This window comes from Pseudomonas sp. p50(2008) (assembly GCF_015351605.1).
Classification (GTDB): domain Bacteria; phylum Pseudomonadota; class Gammaproteobacteria; order Pseudomonadales; family Pseudomonadaceae; genus Aquipseudomonas.
This window is the reverse complement of the sequence record NZ_JACMYF010000009.1, coordinates 71,220-92,748: the sequence shown is the minus strand read 5'-3', so window position 1 is coordinate 92,748 and position 21,529 is coordinate 71,220. Positions and strand designations below refer to the sequence as shown.

The following is a 21,529-nucleotide window of genomic DNA, read 5'->3' as shown; positions in this document are numbered from 1 at the left end:
CCTGGATGACATTTTGATGTCGACGAGCCAGCGGCCTGATTTTGGTGCGAGGTAATACTCTGGGTGCGAGATAAGCGTAGACCATGGCTAAAGGGCTGATATGAAAGGACTTGGCCATGATATTGCACGCCGCTGATCCAACCGTTCGGCGGCTTTGTCATCTGCCAGTCATCTGCAGTGCCTAGGCTTGTCAGGAAAATAATGAGCCGATTTGATCGTGGTTCTGCCCCGAGACAGTGCTGGTCTAGTCCAGATAGGTAACGTTGATGCGCATCGAGACAACAAAGGCGGTGACAGCCATCGGCCAGGTGCTTCAGGATCAACTCGATCATGGGTTGCTGGCGCAAGGCAGCAAACTACCGGCCGAGCGCAAGCTCAGTGAGCTGTTCGGGACTACGCGAATCACTGTGCGTGAAGCGTTGTTGCAGCTGGAGGCTCAAGGCCAGATCTATCGGGAAGAGCGCCGGGGCTGGTTCGTCTCGCCTCCGCGGCTGGCCTATAACCTGATGCAGCGCAGTCATTTTCACGCGATGGTGAGTGCCCAAGGGCGAGTGCCGTCAACCGAAGTGATTTCTGCAAGGCTGCAGCCGGCCTCTGCGGCGGTCTGCGCCTGGTTACAGTTGCCGGCACTGTCGAGCGTGATTCAGATTTGCCGGGCGCGACGAATTGATGAGCGTCTGGTGCTGTATGTCGAACACTATTTGAACCCGCAGTTCTTTCCGGGGATTCTTGATTTCGATCTGAACCAGTCAATTACTGAGCTCTACGCGCGTCATTACGACCTGCACTACGGCCGGGTACGCTTCGAGATCGTGCCGACAGCGTTGTCGGTGGATGCGGCGGCTGCCTTAAGGGTGTCGGTGGGCAGTCCGGGCTTGCGCATTGCCAGGGTCAACTATGACCAGCATGGGCGGCTGATCGATTGCGACCTGGAGTTCTGGCGGCATGACGCGATTCATGTCGGCGTCGATGTGGTTTAAATGGGGCAGCCTCCTTGCTGCGTCCTTCAAGTCTTACCCGAAGCGATAAATGTCCATGCCCAGGGCGCCCAGGGTGAAACCTTTATGGCTCACGCTGAAGTCACCGCCGGCGCCGCGGGCGAAGAACAGCGGTAACAAATGTTCATCACTCGGATGGTTGCGCGCAGCATTTGGCGCTTGCTGGCGATAGTCGTGCAGCGCGGTTTCATCGTTCGTCTCGAGCTTCTCGATCATCCAGTCACGAAAAGCCCTGGCCCACGGCTCGACACTGTCCGGACCGGCATGCCAGTCCAGCTCACGCAAGTTATGGGTAATGCTGCCTGATCCAATCAGCAGCACGCCGTGTTCGCGCAGGCTGGAGAGGGCGTGACCGACTCGGGTTTGCAGGGCGGGGCCGCCACGGGTGGGTAACGAGACCTGGATCACCGGAATATCCGCCTGTGGGTACATCAACGACAGTGGTACCCAGACGCCATGGTCGAATGGCCGCTCAGCATCGATGCGTGCGGGGAGGCCATGGGACACCAGTAATTGGGCGACCTCTTGCGCCAGTTGCGGATCCCCGGGAGCCGGATATTGCACTTCGAACAAGGCCTTGGGGAAGCCGCCGAAGTCATGCCAGGTCTCAGGCTGAGCAGCGCCACCCACCAGCAACTCGTTGCTTTCCCAATGCGCCGATACAATCACGATGGCTTTTGGCCTTGGCATCTCAGCGGCAAGCCGCGCCAGGGCCGGGCCGCTAGCGCCTGGTTCCAACGCCAACATGGGAGAACCATGGGATATATAGAGGCTGGGGAACATGGATGAGCTCCTGAGAGTTAAGATGGGCCATCTTCAGTCAGATCATCGATCTAAATCTAATATAAGTTTTAGGGTCTTTTGATCGAATAATCAGGATTATTTATGCAGCCGGATTTTTGGCACAAGCGGTGGCAGGCGAATCAGATCGGCTTCCATTTGCCCGAGGTTAATCCCTATCTGCAACGGTTCTGGCCACAACTGGGTGTGGAAGAAGGCGCGCGCGTGCTGGTGCCGTTGTGTGGGAAAAGTCTGGATTTGTTGTGGCTTGCTCACCAAGGTCATGAGGTCCTCGGTATCGAACTGTCGGAAAAAGCGGTAGAGGATTTCTTCGACGAGCATCATTTCGACCCGAACGTGAGTGAACAGGGGCCGTTCAAAGTCTATCGCGCTGGCTCAATAGAGCTGTGGTGTGGTGACTTCTTCGAGCTGACAGCAGGCGATGTTGCCGATTGCACCGCACTGTACGACCGAGCTGCCTTGATTGCCTTGCCGCCGCCGATGCGTCAGCAATACGCTGCGCACCTGAACCGGATTTTGCCGAAAGATTCCATGGGCCTGCTGATCTCTCTGGATTACGATCAGGCACAAATGGACGGACCGCCATTTGCTGTGCTGGATGATGAAGTGCAGCAATTGTTCGGGAATTTCTGGGCGCTGAAAATTCTGGAAGACCAGGATGTACTGAGCGAGAGCGGGAGGTTTCTGGAGGCAGGTGTTACGCGGCTTGAAGAACGTGTTTACAGGATTTCCAGCCGTTAGGGTGTGAACAACACACCTATCAGCCAGACAAAAAAAGGCCCGCATCGCTGCGGGCCTTTTCTTTTATTGCGCGTATTGCGAAGCCTATCAGCCCCGACGACGCAATGCGTCGATACGCTCTTCCAGCGGCGGGTGGCTCATGAACATGCGAGCGAACCCTTGTTTGATGCCACCGTTGATGCCGAAGGCGTTCAGTGTGTCGGGCATGTGTACCGGCAACCCTTGCTCGGCACGCAGGCGCTGCAGGGCACCAATCATCGCGGCGGTACCGGCCAGGCGGGCACCGGCTTCATCGGCACGGAATTCACGTTTGCGCGAGAACCACATGACGATGGAGCTGGCCAGAATGCCCAGGACCAGTTCAGCAAAGATGGTCGCGATGTAGTAGGCAATGCCCTGGCCTTCTTCGTTCTTGAAAATCACTTTGTCGACGAAGTTGCCAATGATCCGTGCAAAGAACATCACGAAGGTGTTTACCACGCCCTGGATCAGCGCCAGCGTGACCATGTCACCGTTGGCCACGTGACCGATTTCGTGGGCCAGCACCGCCTTGACTTCATCGGGCGAAAAGCGCTCGAGCAAACCCTGGCTGACCGCGACCAGTGCGTCGTTCTTGTTCCAGCCAGTAGCAAAGGCGTTTGCCTCGTAAGCCGGGAAAATACCGACTTCGGGCATCTTGATGCCGGCCTCGCGGGACAGTTGCTCAACGGTTTGCAGCAGCCATTGCTCGTGACGTGTGCGCGGCTGGGTGATGATTTGGGTGCTGGTGCTCATCTTCGCCATCCACTTGGAGATGAACAGCGAGAACAACGAGCCGGCGAAACCAAAGACCGCACAGAAAATCAGCAGCTGATTGAGGTTGAGATCAACCCCGTTGGCCGCCATGAACCCGTTAAAGCCGAAAAGGCTCAGGGTGATGCTGGCAATCAGCACGACCGCCAGGTTAGTGGCCAAGAACAGCAGGATGCGCATCATGGTTGTAGAAATCTCCTCAAGCTAAAGATGTAGCGTACTGCGGGGTATATAAGGTGCTGCACCGGGCTATTCAACCGGGTGACTATTTCAAACTGTGTCCTACAGCAAAAGAGTAGCTGCTTGCAGGACATTTCCGAGGACGACAGGGGAAGTGGTTGTCCGTCATTTTGCATGTCGCGGCCCCGTCGTTATTAGACGCGAGCCCGAAATCGGACGTCAGTCAGCGAAGTAGATACCGGCGCAGGGCGGGAAGCAAAGATATGTTGCTGAATTGATCACCGTGCGATCTCGACCAGCATCGCACGGTGAAGGCCAATTACTGGCGATAAGACTTGAGGAAGTTGCCGATGCGGCCGATGGCCATGTCCAGGTCATCAACTCGCGGCAGTGTCACCACACGGAAATGATCAGGCCATGGCCAGTTGAAGGCTGTGCCTTGAACCACCAGCAGTTTTTCCGACAGCAGCAGGTCGAGGACGAACTTTTCATCGTTGTGGATCGGGCACACTTTCGGGTCGATCCGCGGAAACGCATACAGCGCGCCCATCGGCTTGACGCAGCTGACGCCCGGGATGTCGTTGAGCAGCTCCCAGGTACGATTGCGCTGTTCCAGAAGCCGTCCTTGCGGCAATACCAGGTCGTTGATGCTCTGATAACCCCCGAGAGCCGTCTGGATCGCATGTTGGCTCGGCACGTTGGCGCACAGGCGCATATTGGCCAGCATGTCGATGCCTTCGATGTAGCTCTGGGCGTGTTGTTTCGGACCCGAAATGGCGATCCAGCCAGAACGGAAGCCGGCTACCCGGTAGGATTTGGACAAACCGTTGAAGGTAAGGCACAGCAGGTCTGGCGCCAGGGACGCGGTGCAGATGTGCACGGCATCGTCGTACAGAATCTTGTCGTAGATCTCGTCGGAAAAAACCACCAGGTTGTGCTGGCGAGCCAGCTCCAGCATCCCCAGCAACACTTCCCTGGAGTACACCGCACCCGTCGGGTTGTTCGGGTTGATGATCACGAGCGCCTTTGTGTTTGGCGTGATCTTGGCCTTGATGTCAGCCAGATCCGGCCACCAGTTGGCTTGCTCGTCACACAGGTAATGCACCGGGTTACCGCCGGAGAGGCTCACCGCAGCGGTCCAGAGTGGGTAATCCGGAGCCGGCACCAGCACTTCGTCGCCGTTGTTCAACAGAGCCTGCATCGACATGACGATCAGCTCGGAAACGCCGTTACCCAGGTAGATGTCTTCTATACCGACGCCTTCCACCTGCTTTTGCTGGTAGTACTGCATGACGGCCTTGCGCGCGCTGAACAGCCCTTTGGAGTCACTGTAGCCCTGGGCGGTCGGCAAGTTGCGGATCACGTCCTGAAGAATTTCGTCCGGCGCTTCGAAACCAAAAGGCGCCGGGTTGCCGATGTTCAGCTTGAGGATGCGATGGCCTTCCTCTTCCAGGCGTTTGGCGTGCTTGAGCACTGGGCCGCGAATGTCGTAGCAGACGTTGGCGAGCTTGTTCGATTTGCTGACCTGCATGGCGATGTGTTCCCGAAAATGAACGATCCAGGCGGCTTGTGAACTACCGTACTGGGAATCCTGCGTATTCACACAGGCCTGACGCCTTGAGATGCAGCACCCATAAATCCGTTTGAATGCGCGTGGTCTGGCTGCCAGACTGGCGTTTGACGAGGCGCAATCATACGTGCCGCCCGATCCGTGGAAAAGGTACAGATCGGGCTTTTTCAGCTGCTGAGGTGTGACAATGGAAAAGTTGGAAAAAACCCTGGAAGAATGGAAGGCGATGCTCGACCCGGAGCAGTACAACGTTTGCCGTCTCAAGGGCACCGAACGTCCGTTTTCCGGCAAGTACAATGACAGCAAGGTAGACGGCGTCTATCACTGCATCTGCTGCAATGAGCCGCTGTTCGATTCGAAGACCAAATTCGACTCGGGCTGTGGCTGGCCGAGCTTTTACGCGCCCATCGGTGACAGCGCCATGGTCGAGATCCGAGATGTCAGCCACGGCATGATTCGCACCGAAGTGGTGTGCGGCAAATGCGATGCGCACCTGGGTCATGTGTTTCCGGATGGTCCACCGCCGACAGGCCTGCGCTACTGCATCAACTCGGTCTGTCTGGACCTCGTTCCCCGCAAATGATGCGAGCCCCTCAGGCTGCGATCTTTTGATCTTGTTTTAAAAAATCAAAAGATCGCAGCCTGCAGGCAGCTTCTGCCTGGACAGCCGTTTTCCAATCGACAAGATTGATTTATTAAATTGCACACAATTCAATTGCTGGCTATCTTTATTGCCCTACCCAGCAACCAGAGCTGCAGCGATGACCAACAACCTGTTAAGCATCCCTTGCACCACCATTACCGGTGAGCAAAAGACCCTGGCAGACTTCGCCGGCAAGGCGGTGTTGGTCGTCAACACGGCCAGCAAGTGCGGCTTCACCCCTCAATACAAGGGGCTTGAAGAACTGTGGCAAACCTACAAGGATCAAGGCCTGGTCGTGCTCGGGTTTCCCTGCAACCAGTTCGGTAAGCAGGAACCTGGCAATGAAGGGGCGATTTCCGAGTTCTGCGAGTTGAATTTCGGTGTCAGCTTTCCACTGTTCAAAAAGATCGAAGTCAACGGCGCAGGCGCCCATCCGTTGTTCGTGCAGCTGAAAAAACGCGCACCCGGCGTGCTGGGGTCCCAAGGCATCAAATGGAACTTCACCAAGTTCCTGATCGGCAAGGACGGCCAATTGGTCAAGCGCTTCGCTCCCGCGACCAAGCCGCAGGACTTGAGCCGCGAGATTGAAGCCTTGCTCAAATGAGTTCACTGCCGGTCGATTTCCTGAAGCTCGACAGCCAGGTCTGTTTCAAGCTGTATGCCGCGTCCCGGGCAGTGATCCGTGCCTACAAGCCGATGCTCGATCAGTTGGGGCTGACCTATCCGCAATACCTGGCGATGCTGGTGCTGTGGGAATGGCAGGAAACAGCGCCCGAGCAGCCGACCGTCAAGGCGCTGGGCGAACGCCTGGCCCTCGATTCCGGGACGCTGACACCGTTGCTCAAGCGTCTCGAGCAGCTGGAACTGGTTCAGCGTCAGCGTTCATCGCGCGATGAGCGTGAGGTGCACCTGAGTTTGTCTCCGGCAGGCAAGGCGTTGCGTGAACAGGTCGGGCCGCTCAAGGCCCGGCTGCTTTGCGACAGCGGTGTAGACCTGGACCGCCTGCACGACCTGCGCAATGGCCTTGATCACCTGCTGGAGCAAATCAAGGCGTTGTCGTAGCTGGCATCCACAGGTCCAGCAGCGCGGCCAGTTCTTCCCGGCGAAAAGGTTTGGCCAGGTAATCGCTCATACCCGCCGCGCGACAGCGCTCGCGTTCTTCGGACATGGCATTGGCGGTCAGGGCGACAATCGGCAATTGCGGCCAGCGTCCGCTACGACGAATTTGCCGACTGGCCTCGTACCCATCCATTACCGGCATGTTGCAATCCATCAGCACCAGATCGAAATCGCGCTGCTCCAACTGATCAAGGGCTTCAGCGCCATGAGCGGCGACGATGACCTCGCAGCCGAGTTTTACGAGCATGCCCTTGGCCACCAACTGATTGACCGGATTGTCCTCCACCAGCAGTACGCGCCCGCGTCGCAGGGGGGTGAGTGCTTCAAGTCGGGCATCGTTGAGGATGTTGATTTCCGGCTGCAACACCCGACGCAATGTCTGAAACAGGGCATTACGCGCCAATGGACGCGCTTGTTGCTGCAAGGGGGCGAGGGCGCTGACTTCTTCGATCGGCATGAAACTGCCGTAGGCCGTCACCAGCAGAATGGGTGCGGTGCAGGTGGGGCGCAGGACAAACAGGCATTCGGGGCAATCGGTGATGACAACATCAGGGTTCAGCCCCATCAGTGAGTCGTCGATTGAGCGCTGCTGATACTCGAGGCCCCAGACGGGCAATATGTTTTTCAGTAATTCGTTCAGACCACTGCTGGAAGCGGTAATGGCGATAACCTTTCCCTGCAACGTGACCGGTGGCAGCGCACGGGTATGGCAAGGCAGCGGCAGGTCCGCGCAGAACTGGCTGCCAAAACCCGCTTCCGAACTGATGGTGAGGCGACCGTGCATCGCCTCGCAAAGGTTGTAGGTCAGCGCAAGACCCAGTCCGGTACCGCCGAATTGCCGGGTAATGCCGGCGCCAGCCTGGGTGAATGGTTGGAAGATCTTCACCTGTGCGTCCTGGGGGATACCGATACCGGTGTCGCAGACTTCAATTCTGACGCCATCCCGAAAGGTCGAAAGACGGACATCGACACGTCCGAAACGGGTGAACTTGAGCGCATTCGACAGCAGGTTGCTGACGATCTGCCGGACCCGAGTCGGATCACCGAGTACCAACGCTGGAAAGTGCGGATCAATCAGACACGTCAGCTCCACGCTCGGTGCGGCATTCTGGGACAGCAGGTTGGCGGTGTCTTCGATCAGCGCGCCCAAATCGAACGGGATGTGCTCGAGTTCAAGCTGACCCGCGTCAAACTTCGACAGGTCCAGAATATCGTTGAGCAACTCCACCAGCACTTTGCCGGAATCGTGGGCGATCGACAGTTGTTGCTGTTGCTCGGCATTAAGCGGGCCATCCAGGGACAGCGCAATCATTCCCAGCAGGCCATTGAGCGGCGTGCGGATTTCGTGGCTCATGTTGGCCAGGAACACTGAGCGGGCCTCGGCCATGTCCAGTGCGGTGCGACGCGCGACTTCCAGCTCCTCGTTGGATTGGCTCAGTCGCGCGTTGATCGCCTTGAGCTCTGCGGTGCGAGCCGAAACGATGTTTTCCAGTTGAGCGAGGTAGTCGGTCAGGCGGTTTTCGGCGCTGCGGCGTTGCTCGATTTCGGTCGCGATGTTCTCGAACTGCTGGTTGGCCACTTTGACCAGCACTCCAATTTCATCGTTTTTATGCCCTGATGGATACTCCAGCCAGGTCGGTTCAACACTTCGCGGATCACGGCCACTGAGTTCTCGGATCACCCGCACCAGCGGTTTGGTGAGCATGACGTAGAACAGCGCCAGCAAGATGCCGGTCAGGAGGAGGCTGCGGGCGAAGCCGTTCAACAACGTCACTTCCGCCCGGCGCAAAAAACGGCTGCCGAAGGCGTACGTGTCGACGTCCAGACGCAGAGTTCCGAGGGATTCGGCCGGTAAATGGTCCAGGTACAAGCGGTCTTCAAATTGTCGCTTGGCACCGAACAGCGTGTCGCTGAGTACCCGATAACTGCTTTGCAGCCCCGGTCGCTTGACGTTGGCCAGCACTGTGCCGTTGTTGTCGGTCAATCGCGCGCCGATAATCGCGGGCGAGCGCAGCAGGCCCAGTGTCAGTTCTTGCGCGAGTTCCGCATCGATGTTGTAGGCGATGCGCGAAGCGGGGTTATGACTGATTTCCAGTAAAGTCTGGATTTCACGGTTGATGGAGGCGTCTTCGCTGGCATAATCGATGCCTATTTGCAGCAGGCTGAGCAGCGTACCCAGAATGAAACCCACCAGCACAGTAAGCTTGGCTTGCTTGTACGACAGCCGGTTGGTGAATTTGATATCCATGGGGTGTTGAGCCACTTTTCGTTTCCCTTCGCCGCTCTAGCATAGCCGACTATGCATGGATGCCGCTGTTGTCGCGAGAGTTCTCGCAAGCCTATGAACCAGGGCTGAACCGCAAACCGGACGCTGTGTTGGGTCGCTGTAACGCCATCATTACTGTGAACGAGCCCGAGGAGAAGACGTGGATTCCCGATTGAATGCTTTTCTTGAACGCGCCGATGCTGTTCTGGCCCGTATCGAGCCGCTGCTGCCGACCCCTCGGACAGCCATCGACTGGACAACCTGCCTCGCCGCGCGCTGGCAGCGGGAAGGGCGGAGCGGTTTCTTGCTGCCGCTTGAAGTCAGCCTCGATATGCGCTTGTCCGACCTCATCGGTGTCGACCGGCAACTGGAGCAGCTAGGGCGCAACACTCAACAATTTCTTGATGGCATGCCCGCCAACCATGCGCTGCTCTGGGGCTCGCGGGGCACTGGCAAGTCGTCGCTGGTCCGTGCGTTGCTGGCTGAGCACGCGAGTAACGGGCTGCGGCTGATCGAGATCGAACGTGATCATCTGGCAGACCTGCCTCGGGTGGTTGAACAGATTGGCAAGTTGCCCCAGCGCTTCGTGTTGTTCTGCGATGACCTGTCGTTCGAGTCGGGCGAGGGCGATTACCGCGTGCTCAAGAGCGTGCTCGACGGTTCCCTCGAGCAGGCGCCGGATAATGTCTTGCTGTATGCCACGTCCAACCGTCGCCATCTGGTGCCGGAAAAAGAAAGCGATAACGAAAACTGGAAGCGGGTCGATGGCGAACTGCATCCCAGTGAAGCCGTGGAAGACAAGATCGCGCTGTCGGATCGTTTCGGCCTCTGGTTGTCGTTTTATCCCTTTACCCAGGAACACTTCCTAAACGTTGTCGAGCACTGGATCGGGCAACTGGCCGACAAGGCCGGGCTCGCGTGGCAGCGCGACGAAGAGTTGGAGATTCTCGCCGTCCGCTGGGCCACGGGACGGGGCAATCGCAACGGCCGTTGCGCCTATCAATTTGCCCGTTATTGGGTCGGGCTCAAGCTGTTGGAGCACAAGGCATGATCGATTTACAACAAAGCGGCCAGGGGCTGGAAGGCTACGGCATGCTGCACGCGCAGCTGGAGTCGTTATTGGCGGATGAGCGGGACTTCATTGCCAACGCTGCGCAGTTCTCGGCGTTCCTGTTCAATCAGCTGGAAGATTTGAACTGGGCCGGTTTCTACCTTAATCGCAACGACGAGTTGGTACTGGGCCCGTTTCAGGGACAGATCGCCTGTGTGCGGATTCCATTCGGCCGGGGCGTGTGCGGCGCGGCTGCAGCGACGTTGCAGACGCAGCGGGTAGAAGATGTCCATGCGTTCCCAGGGCACATTGCTTGCGACAGCGCCTCGAACAGCGAATTGGTGGTGCCGCTGGTCAAGGATGGCCGATTGATCGGTGTGCTTGACCTCGACAGTCCAAAGCTTGCGCGTTTTACCGCTCAGGATCAGGCAGGCATCGAGCAGTTGGCTGCGATTTTCCTGCGCCTGACTGACTGCTGATCAGCTTTTCAAGCCTGCCTTTGCCAGCAGGCTTGCCTGATCCACGGCGTCGATCTGCCTGGGGTCGAGGAATTGGTCGGCGTAGCGCAGATATATTTCGGCAGTGATAAACAGCTCGAACAACTGCGGATCGATGTGAGCGTCACGGCACATCATTGCCATGATGCTCAACGCTTCGCTCAAGGACTTGGCCTTTTTATAAGGGCGATCGGCAGCGGTCAGGGCTTCGAAAATATCGGCAATCGCCATCATCCGAGCCGGCAGGCTCATTTCTTCGCGCTTCAACTGTTTGGGATAGCCTGTGCCGTCCATTTTCTCGTGGTGACCGCCCGCGATCTCCGCCACGTTGCCGAGGTGACCAGGGAAGGGCAGGTGGCTGAGCATCAGGATCGTCTGCACCATGTGATGATTGATGATGTAACGCTCCTCGCGGGTCAGCGTGCCTCGGGCAATGCTCAGATTGTAGAGTTCGCCCCGGTTGTACTTGTAAGGCGGCACATCGAGCTTGAACCCCCACGGATTGTCCGGGGGGATCAATTCGCTGTCGGCGCGTTCGAGCAGGTGCTCGGGCTTGTCCGCCAGCAACGGTTCGCTGACCGGCAGGCTCGGTGCCGGCGTTCGTGCCTGTCGCCGGTTTTCCTCCCAGGAAACCCCCAGCCGATCATCCAGCGTTCTCGTCCAGTTGCGTTGCGCCACTTTGCCAAGCCGTTGCAGATCCGCTTCTGCCATCGCCTCACCGCCCAGGTTGCAGCGGGCAACAAATGCAAAATCATCATCCAGCGCCGCCAGACTCGCATCGCGCAGCTTGGCCAGTTGTTGCTCGTCTCCGCCCATGGCCATGGCTTGCCAGTAACTGATCCAGGCATCGCGCTTGAGCACTTCGAAACGGGTGCGAATTTCGTGGATTCGGTCGTTCAGGGTTTCCAGTTTCGTCGCTTTATCCACCACATATTCCGGCGTGGTGACCTTGCCGCAGTCATGCAGCCAAGCGGCGATGTGCAGCGCCTCCCATTCATCTTCACTCGGTTGATAGGCGCTGAACGCCGGTGCCTCGCTGGCAGCCGCCGCATGAGCAAGCATCAGGGTCAGTGCCGGCACCCTCTGGCAGTGTCCGCCGGTGTAAGGGCTCTTGGCGTCGATCGCGCCGGCCAATAGCTGGATAAATGAGTCCAGCAGTTGTTTTTGCCTGGTTTGCAGGCGTTGGCTTTCAATGCATACCGCCGCCGCACCGGAAACGGCCTGAAGAAACGCGATGCGGTCCGGGCGAAGCTTTTCCAGATCGCTCTGGTTGCCACTGTCTGCCAACAACAGGATGAGCAAGCCGACGGTTTCGTTGTGACGGTTGTGCAGCCGAATGCCGATCAGATGTACCCGAGGGCATTCCATCGCCAGTAGCACCTTGCTCAGATCACCGGCTTCTTCGTAACCAAGGCTGGTCACGAGAGTGTTGGCCTTGGCGAGTTGCCGTAGCCATGCGGGGCTTTGTAAAGACTGGGGATCGTGTCCCTGAATACCGAAGGATGGCAACGCCTGCGAGGTATCGTTGATGACCAGTCCGTGGGGCTCGAGTCGATCGCCTTCGTTCTCCCGCAGGTAGATCAAGCCGGCCTGGGCCTGACCGATTTTCACCGTCTCGAACAGCACCCGCTGCAACAACGGCGCGAAGCGGGTCTCGGCGCTGAGGCTATCGGTGATCTGGAAGAAGCTCGACAAGGTGTCTTTCATGCGCGCCATCGACACACTCAACTGGTCCACCTCAAGGACCGGAGAGCCCTTGCCGGCAGGAAAGTTGAAGTCGAAACTGCGGATGGCATCGGCTTCCTGCACCAGCGCACGCAGGGGTTTGACCAGAACTCTTGAGGTGAGCCAGCCCAGCGGCAGGCATAACAGCAGCGTGGCCAGGGTCACCAGCGCGCCTTGCCAGCGCATGCGATAAGCATCCACGAGCAGCTCGTCCTCGGGCACCAGCAAGGCCAGTTGCAATCCTTCGGGGCCTCCTTCCTGCATGCTGCTGCGCGCTGCAATCCATTGCCGTCCAGCGACGTCCAGCCGGTTGCCTCTGGAGGGATTGTTGAGCAATGCGCCGAGGCTGGGGCTTAAATCCGCTGCTTTGATCAAATGCGCGGTTTGATCATTGGTGATTAATCTGCTGCTGTCGGGGTACGCAATGGCGTTGCCTTCGGCGTCGAATAGCACGATTTCAGTGCTGGGCGTCACGACATGCTTGGCCAGGGTCGCCGACAGTTCGGCCAGGGTCAGGTCCGCTCCCAAGACTGCGTTTTCACCACTGCGCAACGCCAGCGTGGTGCCGATATTGTGCGTGGAGAAGAAAATATAGGGTTTGGTGGTGATCTGTTCCTGGCCGGCGAGAGCGCTGGAAAACCAGCCGCGGGTTCGCGGGTCGTAAGACTCTTCAGGATTGTCCTGACGGGAGATGAGTTTGAGGTCCTGATCGAAAAACAGCGACTGGGAGAGGGCCTGGCTGTCAGGCAGGTGTCGCTCAATGCTCCACACCTGAAACGCCGCGGCCTCTGGCGCCTTGATGAGCGCTTTGAGGTCGGGTGCGCGCAGGGGGCGCACCATAAAGAAATCACCGTTGGCATAGCCTAAATACAGCGACGCCAGGTTTGGGTTGTCCTTGAGCGACTGGCTGAAAGGCTTGAGCAATGCCAGGCGCTGCCCAAGATCGGCCGTCTGGGTCGCCGGGTTGTCCGCCAGCAGACTTAACAAATGGCGGATGGGTTGATACGTGGTACTCAGATCCGTGCGAACGTCTTGCTCGATACGTTCGAATAGCCTTTCACTGCTCGAAAGAATGATCTGAGTGGTTTGGTGGTAATTGAAAAGGCCAAGCACCACGCCTGTGAGCAGTAGGAGGAACGTGAACATCACGCTGATATGGACATGCAGGGGGAATCGTCGCGGGTCCGGGCGCAGTGGGCTGGGCATTGCCAATCTCTCCAAAAGGTTTAACTCACTGCTCAGCGTCCAAGCATAGTTAACGCTCCACCATTGTGCTGTTGTCGTGCTGCCTTATTTGGTGTTGCAACGCCTGGTCAAGTTCGAGCATGGCGCGCTCCATCGCCAGGATGCAATCGGTCACTACGTCAGGTTGAAAGGCTTGATGAATGGCTTCTTCCAGCGATTCGCAGCTGTCGATCAGGCGCGTAGCCTGGACAATTCGGGCAGCACCCTTGATTTTGTGGGCGATATCGAGAAATGACTGAGGGTCACCGGACCGGGTTAAACCCAGCAATTCTTCTCGGTCGAGGCGATTGCTCCTGAGCAGTTCAGTCAGTAATCGCAAGCTCATCGCAGGGTTGCCCCCCGTCAGTTGCTGCAGCCCTTCGATACTGAACGCTGCACTGCTAAACGCGGGACTGATGCCTTCGACCCATTGGCTCAATGCCGTCAGTGTCAGCGGCTTGAACAGGCAATCGTCCATACCGGCCTGTTTGCAGCGTTCAATTTCTTCCGGCTGTGCGTTGGCGGTAAATCCCAGAACGATGACGGGTGAACGGTGCGCGCGCTGTTCCTCGCGGCGGATGGCGCGGACCAGCTCATAACCGTTCATGACTGGCATGTTGCAATCGGCGATGACCAGGTCGAAAGGCTCGGACTTCCATGCTTCGAGCGCTGCTTCACCATCCTCTGCGACGCTGAAACGGTGCCCCAGGAATTCCAGTTGCTGGCACATGAGCAGGCGATTGGCCGGGTGGTCATCTACCACCAGAACGTTCAAGGGCATTCTCGTGGCTTGGGGTGCCTCGACGACCGGCTCCACGACCTGCTCCTGTACCAGTGTGGCGAGACGCAGCAAAACCCGAACTTGTGTCCCCGCGCCCGGCTGGCTGCTCAATTGCAGGCTGCCGCCCATCATTTCACACAGGCTGCGGCTGATCATCAGCCCCAACCCTGCGCCAACCCGGCCGGCCTGTGCACAATTGTCTGCCTGGGCAAAAGGCTCGAACAATCGCTGCTGATCCTCTTCGCTGATGCCAATGCCGCTGTCCTCGACACTCAAGTGCATCCGTACCTCGTCAGGGCCGCTCGGCTGGAGGATGACGATGATCCTGATCTGGCCGTGATCCGTAAATTTGATGGCGTTGCTGATCAGATTGGACAACACCTGCTTGAAGCGCATCGGGTCCAGCACAACATCGATTTCCGGATTGGTGGGGTGGTAATCCAGCAACAGTTCGAGATTTTTCTGGTGAGCCAGTCCATCGAAGATCCTGACCACCGACGCGACGATTTCTCGCAGGTTCACGCGCTCCGGGCTCAGGCTCAGGTGTCCGGATTCAATGCGGGCGATATCGAGAATATCGCCTATCAGTGCCAGCAAATCCCTCGCCGAGTTGTAGGCCACATCGATGGCCGGACGATCAGGATGATCCTGCTCGATCCGCTTTAGCGTCAGCTCGAGCATGCCGATGACCGCGTTCATCGGGGTGCGGATTTCATGGCTCATGGTCGCCAGAAATGTGCTCTTGGCCCTGTTTGCTTCATCAGCACGTTCTTTGGCGTAGCGCAGATCATCGAACAGTTGTCGTCGGTCGCTGATGTCGATCCAGCCACCAATGATGCCCTGCACCTCGCCGCTCGAGTCGCGATAGGGCAGAACCCAGTGGTAAATCGTCAGCCGGCGACCGCCGATATGCAGTTCGCGGTCGACCACCAGCGGCGTGCCTTGTGCCACGACACGCTGGTAGTCGGCCTGATACTCCTGTGCCTCAAATGCATTGCTCAGGTTGCCCTGCATGACACTTTTACCGATGACGTCTTCGCGCTTTGCGTTGAACGCTTCGAGGTAGCTGTCATTGCAGCTTTGCAGCAAGCCTTGGCGATCACGCACATAGATCGGATGAGGGGTTCCGTTGACCAGCGAGCGCATGAATTCGAACTGGTCGTTCAATGCGCGCTCGGCAGCCTGACGCTGCTTTATCTGACGGCGCATGTACGCGTTCCAGGCAACGGAAATCATCAGCAGCACGCCGGCACCGATGACGATTTGATAGAACAGCCGGTGATAATTGCGCCAGGCGCTTTGTGTTGAGGCCGAATAGCCACGCCACCGGCTGTTGATGACGCCCAGTTCATCCGGCGCGATGCTCAGTAGTGCTTTGTTCAGGATCGCGTTGAGTTCTTCGGATTCCCGGGCTGTTGCCAGTGAAAACGCGGCCTGCCGGGTGCCGATGGTGGTGCTGATTTGCAAAGGGTGTTCGAAGATTCGCGAGGCGATGAAGTAGTTGGCGATCACCAATGAGTTCACCGTCCCGTCTGCCTGCCCTTCGGCCAGCATTTCAACGGCGCTGAACGTGTCGGGGGTTTCGATCAATGTGATCCCGGGGAAGTCACGACGCAGGTACTCCACCAACGGATTGCCCTGGGCGATCGTCAGGCGTTTACCTTGCATTTGCTCAAGTTGGGTCGGGCTGTCGACCGCTTTTCGTGTCAACAGCACAAAGGAATTCTGCAGGAATGGGCGGGTGAAGTTCAGAGAAGTTTCACGCTGGACGCTGGGAAGCAGGGCGGTGACCAGATCAGCCTGGCCGTCGCTGATTTTTTTGATCATCTCGCCATCGTTGCGGCTGCTCTGGATATCAAAGCGCAAGCCGGTGCGCATTCTGATCAGATCAAGCAGGTCTGCGGTGACTCCGCGCAAGTTTCCATTGCTGTCGAAGAATGACAGCGGCGCGTATGCCTCGTTGACCACCACGCGCACCACAGGATGTTGTGCCAACCAGGTTTTTTCCCGATCCGTGAGCTGCAAATTGTGATCGGTGAGGAGAATGTCACTGCCTGCGCCCCAGCGCTTGGCAATGTTCTCTCGCTCGCTGCTCGGAATGGCAGTGAGTATCGTATTGATGATGCCGAGCAGTTGCGGGTTGTTCTTGTGGACCGCAAAGCTGAATCCGTGCGCTTCATGTTTACCGAAGTTGGCCATGCGCAGGTTGTTGAGGTAGCCCTTGTTGATCATGTAATGGGTTGAGATGGCGTCGCCGAGAAAGACGTCCGCCTGTTCGAAGGCAACAGCGTTGATTGCATTCTGAAACGAAGGAAAGGATGTGATGATGGCATTGGGGTACAACGCCTTCACTTCATCCATTGGCAGATAGTGGTAAACCATACTCAACCGCAGACCGGCGAGTCCTTCGGCAAGGGATCTTGTTTCTCCTTCCCGGGTCACCAGTACCGGTTGATCGACCGCGTATGGAATGGACAGTACGACGTCAGTGTTTTGCGCCTCGAACCCGTTCGAGGTACCGAGCAGATCGATGTCACCCTTTTCCAGTGCCTCGATTGCATCGCCCCGGGAAGCGTAGCGTTTGACCTCAATCGGCAGGCCCGTCGTTTCGCTGAGAAGACCTGCATAGTCGGCAGTGAACCCTTCATATTCGTGGCTGCTGATGGTCAGATCGAAGGGTGGATAGTCGGGGGCTGATGTCCCGAGGACGAGTTGCGTTCTACTGCCAGCCCACGCTTGTTGTGAGCTATCCAACTGGACTTGCAGGTGTCCAGGCAGAGTTCGACTAAGTAGCGTATACCCCTCACTTTCGGGCTGTGCTGCGTGGACTGAGGTGATCAGGCATAAACTTGCGCTCATCCATCCCCAAAATTGCTTTGTGCGACTAGGCATCCTGTCTCTCACACTAACGCGTTACGTTTTGCCATCTCGATGAGTTCTACCAGGGATTTGGCTTTGAGTTTCTGCATGAGTCGTTTTTTATAAGTACTGACAGTCTTGTTGCTCAAAAACATGCCCTTGGCTATTTCCTTGTTGGTACGGCCTTGGGCAAAAAGTTGCAGCACCATCAATTCTCGATCATTGACTGATTTGAAGAGTTCGAGTTCGGCGTAACGTACATCATCACAGCGAACCGGATTCAAGGCTGCGCTTGGGAAGTAGTTGTAACCTGACAATACGGCTTTAATGGCGCTGACCAGTTCACTCAGGGCTTCTTGTTTGCAAACATATCCAGAAGCTCCGGATTGCATGCAGCGAATTCCGAAAAGAGTCGGATCTTGTGCTGTGAGTACTAACGTCTTTGTCTGCGAGTTCATCGCGTTGAGCCGGGTAAGAATCTCAAGCCCGTCCAGCTTGGGAATGCTGATATCAAGAATCACCAGGTCGGGTACGCATTCGCGAATCATCTGCATGGCGTCGACCCCATTATCTGTTTCACCGACAACCTTGAAGTTTTCATGCTCCAGTAACATTCGGACAGCGAGACGAATAACAGGGTGGTCGTCGACAATAAAAACGGAGTTCATAATCAAATCCCATACGAGCGCAAATAAAGCGCGCACCTTAGCTCAGATAGTCTGGGTGTCGCATGAACCGGTAGACCTACAGGGTTAATATCAGATAATTCCTACGTGGGAATAAGAAATAGACTACGCGTCAACTGGTTTTTTCATTGATGTAGATACAGTTTTAGTGGGTTAAGTGCATTGGTCGTGGTGGGGTTGCGGGGTTGAAAAACTGATGTTAAATAGTTTTTCAGAGTGTCTGCTTAAATGTTTTATAAGTGTGCAAAGGTCAACAGGTTTCTAAGTTCTAATTGTTTCAAAGGTTTCTGTAAACAACCCAGGAGCGGAATTTTCAGAGTGTTGGCTTCTTTGGCAAGTTCGTCCAGTTCAATGGGTGTCAGACTACTGAGCAGGATAGCGTGGCTGATCAGGTTTAAGTCGCTCGCCATTTTTATCAGGTCCAGGCCGGACAGATCAGGCAGACATTGATCACACAGCAGAATATCAAAAGGGTGCGACACTCCGAGCATCTTTTGCATCGCGCCTGCCGCGCTGTCGGTGAGGGTGATTTGACTGAAGCCATAACTTTCCAACAAACATTGAATCGCTCTAAGCTGAAAGGGATGATCTTCCACTACCAAGATGCGTAAATTTTTTTTATTCATGGGACTACTCACACTTGATCCGACGAGCAGACGGAGCGTGATTATTTCGCAGTACTTAACTGCAATCGATCAGCCAGCGCGACATGCGGCGTAGGGCATTTCCGTGTGCGTTGAGGGCTTTTGGATTGGGAGAGGCAGATCAGCCACTTCAGAGGGTGAAATGACTGTTTTGTCGCCTTCTCACACTTCGCATGACGGGTGCCCTATTCGAGGGAGTGTTTAGACAATATTGAAATTTTAAAGCTTGTTATTATGAGGTGAAAATATTAATAATTTTTTACTGATGATTTAAGTTACTTGTGTTTGTTAATGTGTTTTGAAATGTGGTGTGAGTGAGCTATATTGGGCGTTATGTAACTGATTTGAGAGGCGAGCATGGAAAGAATGAGCTGGGACAAGTTGCTGAATAACACCCGTCTTGGCGGTCGGCCGCCTAAATCCGAGCTGGGCCGGTCACCTTTCCACTCAGACCATGACAAGGTTATTTTCTCCGGTGCGTTCAGACGTCTCGCAAGAAAAACTCAGGTGCATCCTCTTGCCACTAATGATCATGTTCATAATCGCCTCACGCACAGCTTGGAGGTGGCTTGTGTGGGTCGGACGCTGGGAGTCAGAGTAGGCCAGGAACTTCTGAATGAAAGACTTATCCCTGAACAACATTCAGCGTCTGATATTGGTGATATTGTCCAGACGGCTTGTCTCGCGCATGATATCGGTAACCCTCCATTCGGGCATACAGGTGAAGAAGCCATTCGTCACTGGTTCTCCAATGATGTGGGGGCGAAGTTAATTGAACACTTGCCATTCCACGAAGCTACTGATTTGCGTAGATTTGAAGGTAATGCCCAAGGGTTCAGGGTTTTAACGACCTCGGAATATCATCCTTATGAAGGGGGTATGCGCCTGACTTACGCGTCACTGGGGGCGTTCATTAAATACCCCTGGCTGGCGGGTGATGCTGTTAACAAGCAGAGGCCTATCGAGAACAAATACGGTATTTACTGTTCTGAGTTGGATTTGTTTAATGAAGTCGCTGATGCGACTGGTTTGTTGAAGTTGGGTGATGGATGGCGATGCCGACATCCACTGGCTAATTTGATGGAAGTCTCCGATGACTTTTGCTACGCCATTCTTGATCTGGAAGATGGCGTAGAGATGGGAATCCTTGAATGGGATAAGGTCTTTGAGATTCTGTGCCTGGTCCTCGATGATCATCAAAAGAATCAGCTGGTTAAAGAAATCCAGGGTATGAAAGTGGGGCGTAGGCTTTCCATGGTTCGTGGAAAGGTCATTTCAGCTTTTGTAGATGCTGGAGCGGCTGCTTTTATGAATAACCATAACGACATCATGACCGGCAAAGTGTTAGGCATCCTGGATCTGTGTGACAGGAACGTGCGTGACTGTGTATCCGCCGCCAAAGGTCTTGCCCGAGATGAGATCTTTCAGCATCCACGTAAGGTTGAATTGGAAATCGGGGCTTATAGCACCCTCTCTACCTTGCTCAATGTGAGCTGCTCAGCTGCCTTGGAGTATGTCAGAAAGGGTGGTGTTGCTGATTCCAAGACCCGCAGGGTGGTAGAGCTTTTCGGACTGGACCTGAAAAATCTGGAGAGTCAGTCAGGTGTCTCCAAAGAGTACGGCGCAATCATGCAGGTTCTGGATTACGTAAGTGGTATGACGGATAACTACGCGATGCACTTGGCTCGCCAATTTAATGGCTTGGGCGGAGATCGTTGAAGGTAGGGAGTTTTTATTTTTAGGGTTTTTAACGCGCCCAGCTCGCTACAGTCCGACAGCATCGATATCAATCAGTAACAGCCGCTCGCCGTTATCGAAAAACTGCCCGGCCGTTAGGCAGTACTGGTTCGTGGTGGCATCGCGATAAGTGTTGGAAAGCGTCAACCGGCGCTCGTCCCAACCTTCCGCCAGCAAGTGGTAGAAGTAGGGACGCCATGACCAATTATGACCCAGGTAGCGATTGTCAGATTCCCAGCCGTTGTTTCGCCATTCGAGGTTCGGCGTCAGCTGCGTGCCGTGGCGGTCACATTGATAAAAGCGCAACAGCCAGGGGAACGCATCCAGCTGTGGTAATGCGCTAAGCGGCGCACGGGTGTGTGCCCAGGCCTGCAGAATGGACATCAATTCGCTGAGCTGTTGGCGCATGATCATCAGACGACCGCGTTCGCTCAGTTTTTGTTGAACGTAACGCTGGCGAAGTTGAGCAAATTGCCTCACAAAGGCCTCGGTTGCAAAAAACTCTTCTTCGGCCCGGGCGAACAGAAAACCCTGTACGTAGCGCGAACCGCACTCCAGGGCAAAATTCAGCTGAGCGTCGGTCTCCACCCCTTCTGCAATGATCCAGCAACCCGTTTTTTCCGCCATTTGCGCCAGAGCTTTAACCACGTCACTGCTGGGGCCACCTAATGCGGCGGCCTGGAACAGGCGCATGTCCAGTTTGAGAATGTCCGGTTGCAAGGCCAGTACTCGATCCAGCTGAGAGTACCCGGCACCGAAATCATCGATGGCAATTCGGGCACCCGCCTGCCGATAGCGGGCAACGACGTCTGCCAATCGCTGGATGTTTCCACCCAATTCGGTGATCTCGAAAACGATGCGACGCGGGTCGACGTCGTATCTGGCGAGTTGTTTAAGGCTTGGGAGCGACTGATCCGGGCGCAGGCGATTGATCCACCGCGGCGACATGTTCAGGCTGAGAAACCAGTCCGCCGGCGCTTCGTGCAGGCGGCTCAGGGCATTTTCACGGATGTGGCGATCGAGTCGTCGCAGAGCGATGGCAGGTGTTCGGGGATCGGCAAACAAGGGGCCAACCGAGGCAAGATGACCGTCCGGATGACGCAGTCTACCCAAGGCTTCGACACCTGCTATGCGGCCAGTGGCGGTATCGATGAACGGCTGAAAGCAGGCGAGCGGTTGCCCGTCGATCACGAGGCCTCCTTAGTAAAGTATTGT

General features: G+C 56.1%; 17 protein-coding genes. 8 read left to right on the top strand and 9 right to left on the bottom strand.

Annotated elements, in window-relative coordinates:
• Window positions 1–266 precede the first annotated feature (266 nt).
• Window positions 267–980, top strand: coding sequence for a UTRA domain-containing protein (locus H7698_RS23910; RefSeq protein WP_162436351.1), 714 nt, complete (start codon window positions 267–269; stop codon window positions 978–980).
• Between the two features lie 33 nt (window positions 981–1,013).
• Here the strand turns inward: H7698_RS23910 and H7698_RS23905 are convergent, their stop codons facing one another.
• A complete protein-coding gene (locus H7698_RS23905; protein ID WP_162436350.1) occupies window positions 1,014–1,781 on the bottom strand; it encodes a DODA-type extradiol aromatic ring-opening family dioxygenase in 768 nt (255 codons plus the stop codon).
• 102 nt (window positions 1,782–1,883) lie between these two features.
• Here H7698_RS23905 and H7698_RS23900 point away from each other — a divergent pair, with 102 nt between their 5' ends.
• Complete coding sequence (locus H7698_RS23900; RefSeq protein WP_162436349.1) at window positions 1,884–2,540, top strand: thiopurine S-methyltransferase; 657 nt, start codon at window positions 1,884–1,886, stop codon at window positions 2,538–2,540.
• Between the two features lie 87 nt (window positions 2,541–2,627).
• On the opposite strand, the gene htpX is transcribed toward H7698_RS23900, so the two are convergent.
• Together htpX and H7698_RS23890 are read right to left on the bottom strand one after the other, a co-directional pair.
• Window positions 2,628–3,515, bottom strand: coding sequence for a protease HtpX (gene htpX, locus H7698_RS23895; protein ID WP_162436348.1), 888 nt, complete (start codon window positions 3,513–3,515; stop codon window positions 2,628–2,630).
• A gap of 316 nt (window positions 3,516–3,831) precedes the next feature.
• Window positions 3,832–5,043 (bottom strand): pyridoxal phosphate-dependent aminotransferase, encoded by a 1,212-nt coding sequence (locus H7698_RS23890; protein WP_162436440.1) that lies wholly within the window; start codon window positions 5,041–5,043, stop codon window positions 3,832–3,834.
• A 226-nt stretch (window positions 5,044–5,269) separates the two neighbouring features.
• Here H7698_RS23890 and msrB point away from each other — a divergent pair, with 226 nt between their 5' ends.
• The 3 genes from msrB to H7698_RS23875 all read left to right on the top strand — a co-directional run bounded on the left by msrB (window position 5,270) and on the right by H7698_RS23875 (window position 6,787).
• Window positions 5,270–5,665 (top strand): peptide-methionine (R)-S-oxide reductase MsrB, encoded by a 396-nt coding sequence (gene msrB / locus H7698_RS23885; protein ID WP_194692973.1) that lies wholly within the window; start codon window positions 5,270–5,272, stop codon window positions 5,663–5,665.
• 178 nt (window positions 5,666–5,843) lie between these two features.
• On the top strand, window positions 5,844–6,329 hold the full coding sequence (locus H7698_RS23880; protein ID WP_194692972.1) for a glutathione peroxidase: 486 nt from the start codon (window positions 5,844–5,846) through the stop codon (window positions 6,327–6,329).
• Window positions 6,326–6,787, top strand: a complete 462-nt coding sequence (locus H7698_RS23875) for a MarR family winged helix-turn-helix transcriptional regulator (RefSeq protein WP_194692971.1) — start codon at window positions 6,326–6,328, stop codon at window positions 6,785–6,787. The genes H7698_RS23880 and H7698_RS23875 overlap by 4 nt, the downstream gene beginning before the upstream one ends.
• Here H7698_RS23875 and H7698_RS23870 read toward each other — a convergent pair.
• Window positions 6,771–9,092 (bottom strand): hybrid sensor histidine kinase/response regulator, encoded by a 2,322-nt coding sequence (locus H7698_RS23870; protein ID WP_194692970.1) that lies wholly within the window; start codon window positions 9,090–9,092, stop codon window positions 6,771–6,773. The genes H7698_RS23875 and H7698_RS23870 overlap by 17 nt on opposite strands.
• 178 nt (window positions 9,093–9,270) lie before the next feature.
• Between H7698_RS23870 and H7698_RS23865 the strand changes: the two genes are divergently transcribed.
• Window positions 9,271–10,161 carry an ATP-binding protein gene (locus H7698_RS23865; protein WP_194692969.1) on the top strand — a complete coding sequence of 297 codons (891 nt, stop codon included), beginning with the start codon at window positions 9,271–9,273 and terminating at the stop codon, window positions 10,159–10,161.
• A complete protein-coding gene (locus tag H7698_RS23860; protein WP_194692968.1) occupies window positions 10,158–10,640 on the top strand; it encodes a GAF domain-containing protein in 483 nt (160 codons plus the stop codon). Before H7698_RS23865 ends, H7698_RS23860 begins: the two co-directional genes overlap by 4 nt.
• On the opposite strand, the gene H7698_RS23855 is transcribed toward H7698_RS23860, so the two are convergent.
• The 4 genes from H7698_RS23855 to H7698_RS23840 form a co-directional block, all read right to left on the bottom strand.
• Entirely contained in the window at window positions 10,641–13,589 is a 2,949-nt protein-coding gene (locus H7698_RS23855) for an HD domain-containing phosphohydrolase (RefSeq protein WP_194692967.1), read from the bottom strand.
• Window positions 13,590–13,638: 49 nt separating this feature from the next.
• Window positions 13,639–17,280, bottom strand: a complete 3,642-nt coding sequence (locus tag H7698_RS23850) for a transporter substrate-binding domain-containing protein (protein WP_194692966.1) — start codon at window positions 17,278–17,280, stop codon at window positions 13,639–13,641.
• Between the two features lie 8 nt (window positions 17,281–17,288).
• Entirely contained in the window at window positions 17,289–17,915 is a 627-nt protein-coding gene (locus tag H7698_RS23845) for a response regulator transcription factor (protein ID WP_162436339.1), read from the bottom strand.
• 251 nt (window positions 17,916–18,166) lie between these two features.
• Window positions 18,167–18,559, bottom strand: a complete 393-nt coding sequence (locus tag H7698_RS23840) for a response regulator (protein ID WP_194692965.1) — start codon at window positions 18,557–18,559, stop codon at window positions 18,167–18,169.
• Window positions 18,560–18,934: 375 nt separating this feature from the next.
• Here H7698_RS23840 and H7698_RS23835 point away from each other — a divergent pair, with 375 nt between their 5' ends.
• Window positions 18,935–20,296, top strand: coding sequence for a deoxyguanosinetriphosphate triphosphohydrolase (locus H7698_RS23835; RefSeq protein ID WP_235992926.1), 1,362 nt, complete (start codon window positions 18,935–18,937; stop codon window positions 20,294–20,296).
• A 45-nt stretch (window positions 20,297–20,341) separates the two neighbouring features.
• Here the strand turns inward: H7698_RS23835 and H7698_RS23830 are convergent, their stop codons facing one another.
• A complete protein-coding gene (locus H7698_RS23830) occupies window positions 20,342–21,505 on the bottom strand; it encodes an EAL domain-containing protein (RefSeq protein ID WP_194692964.1) in 1,164 nt (387 codons plus the stop codon).
• Window positions 21,506–21,529 lie beyond the last annotated feature (24 nt).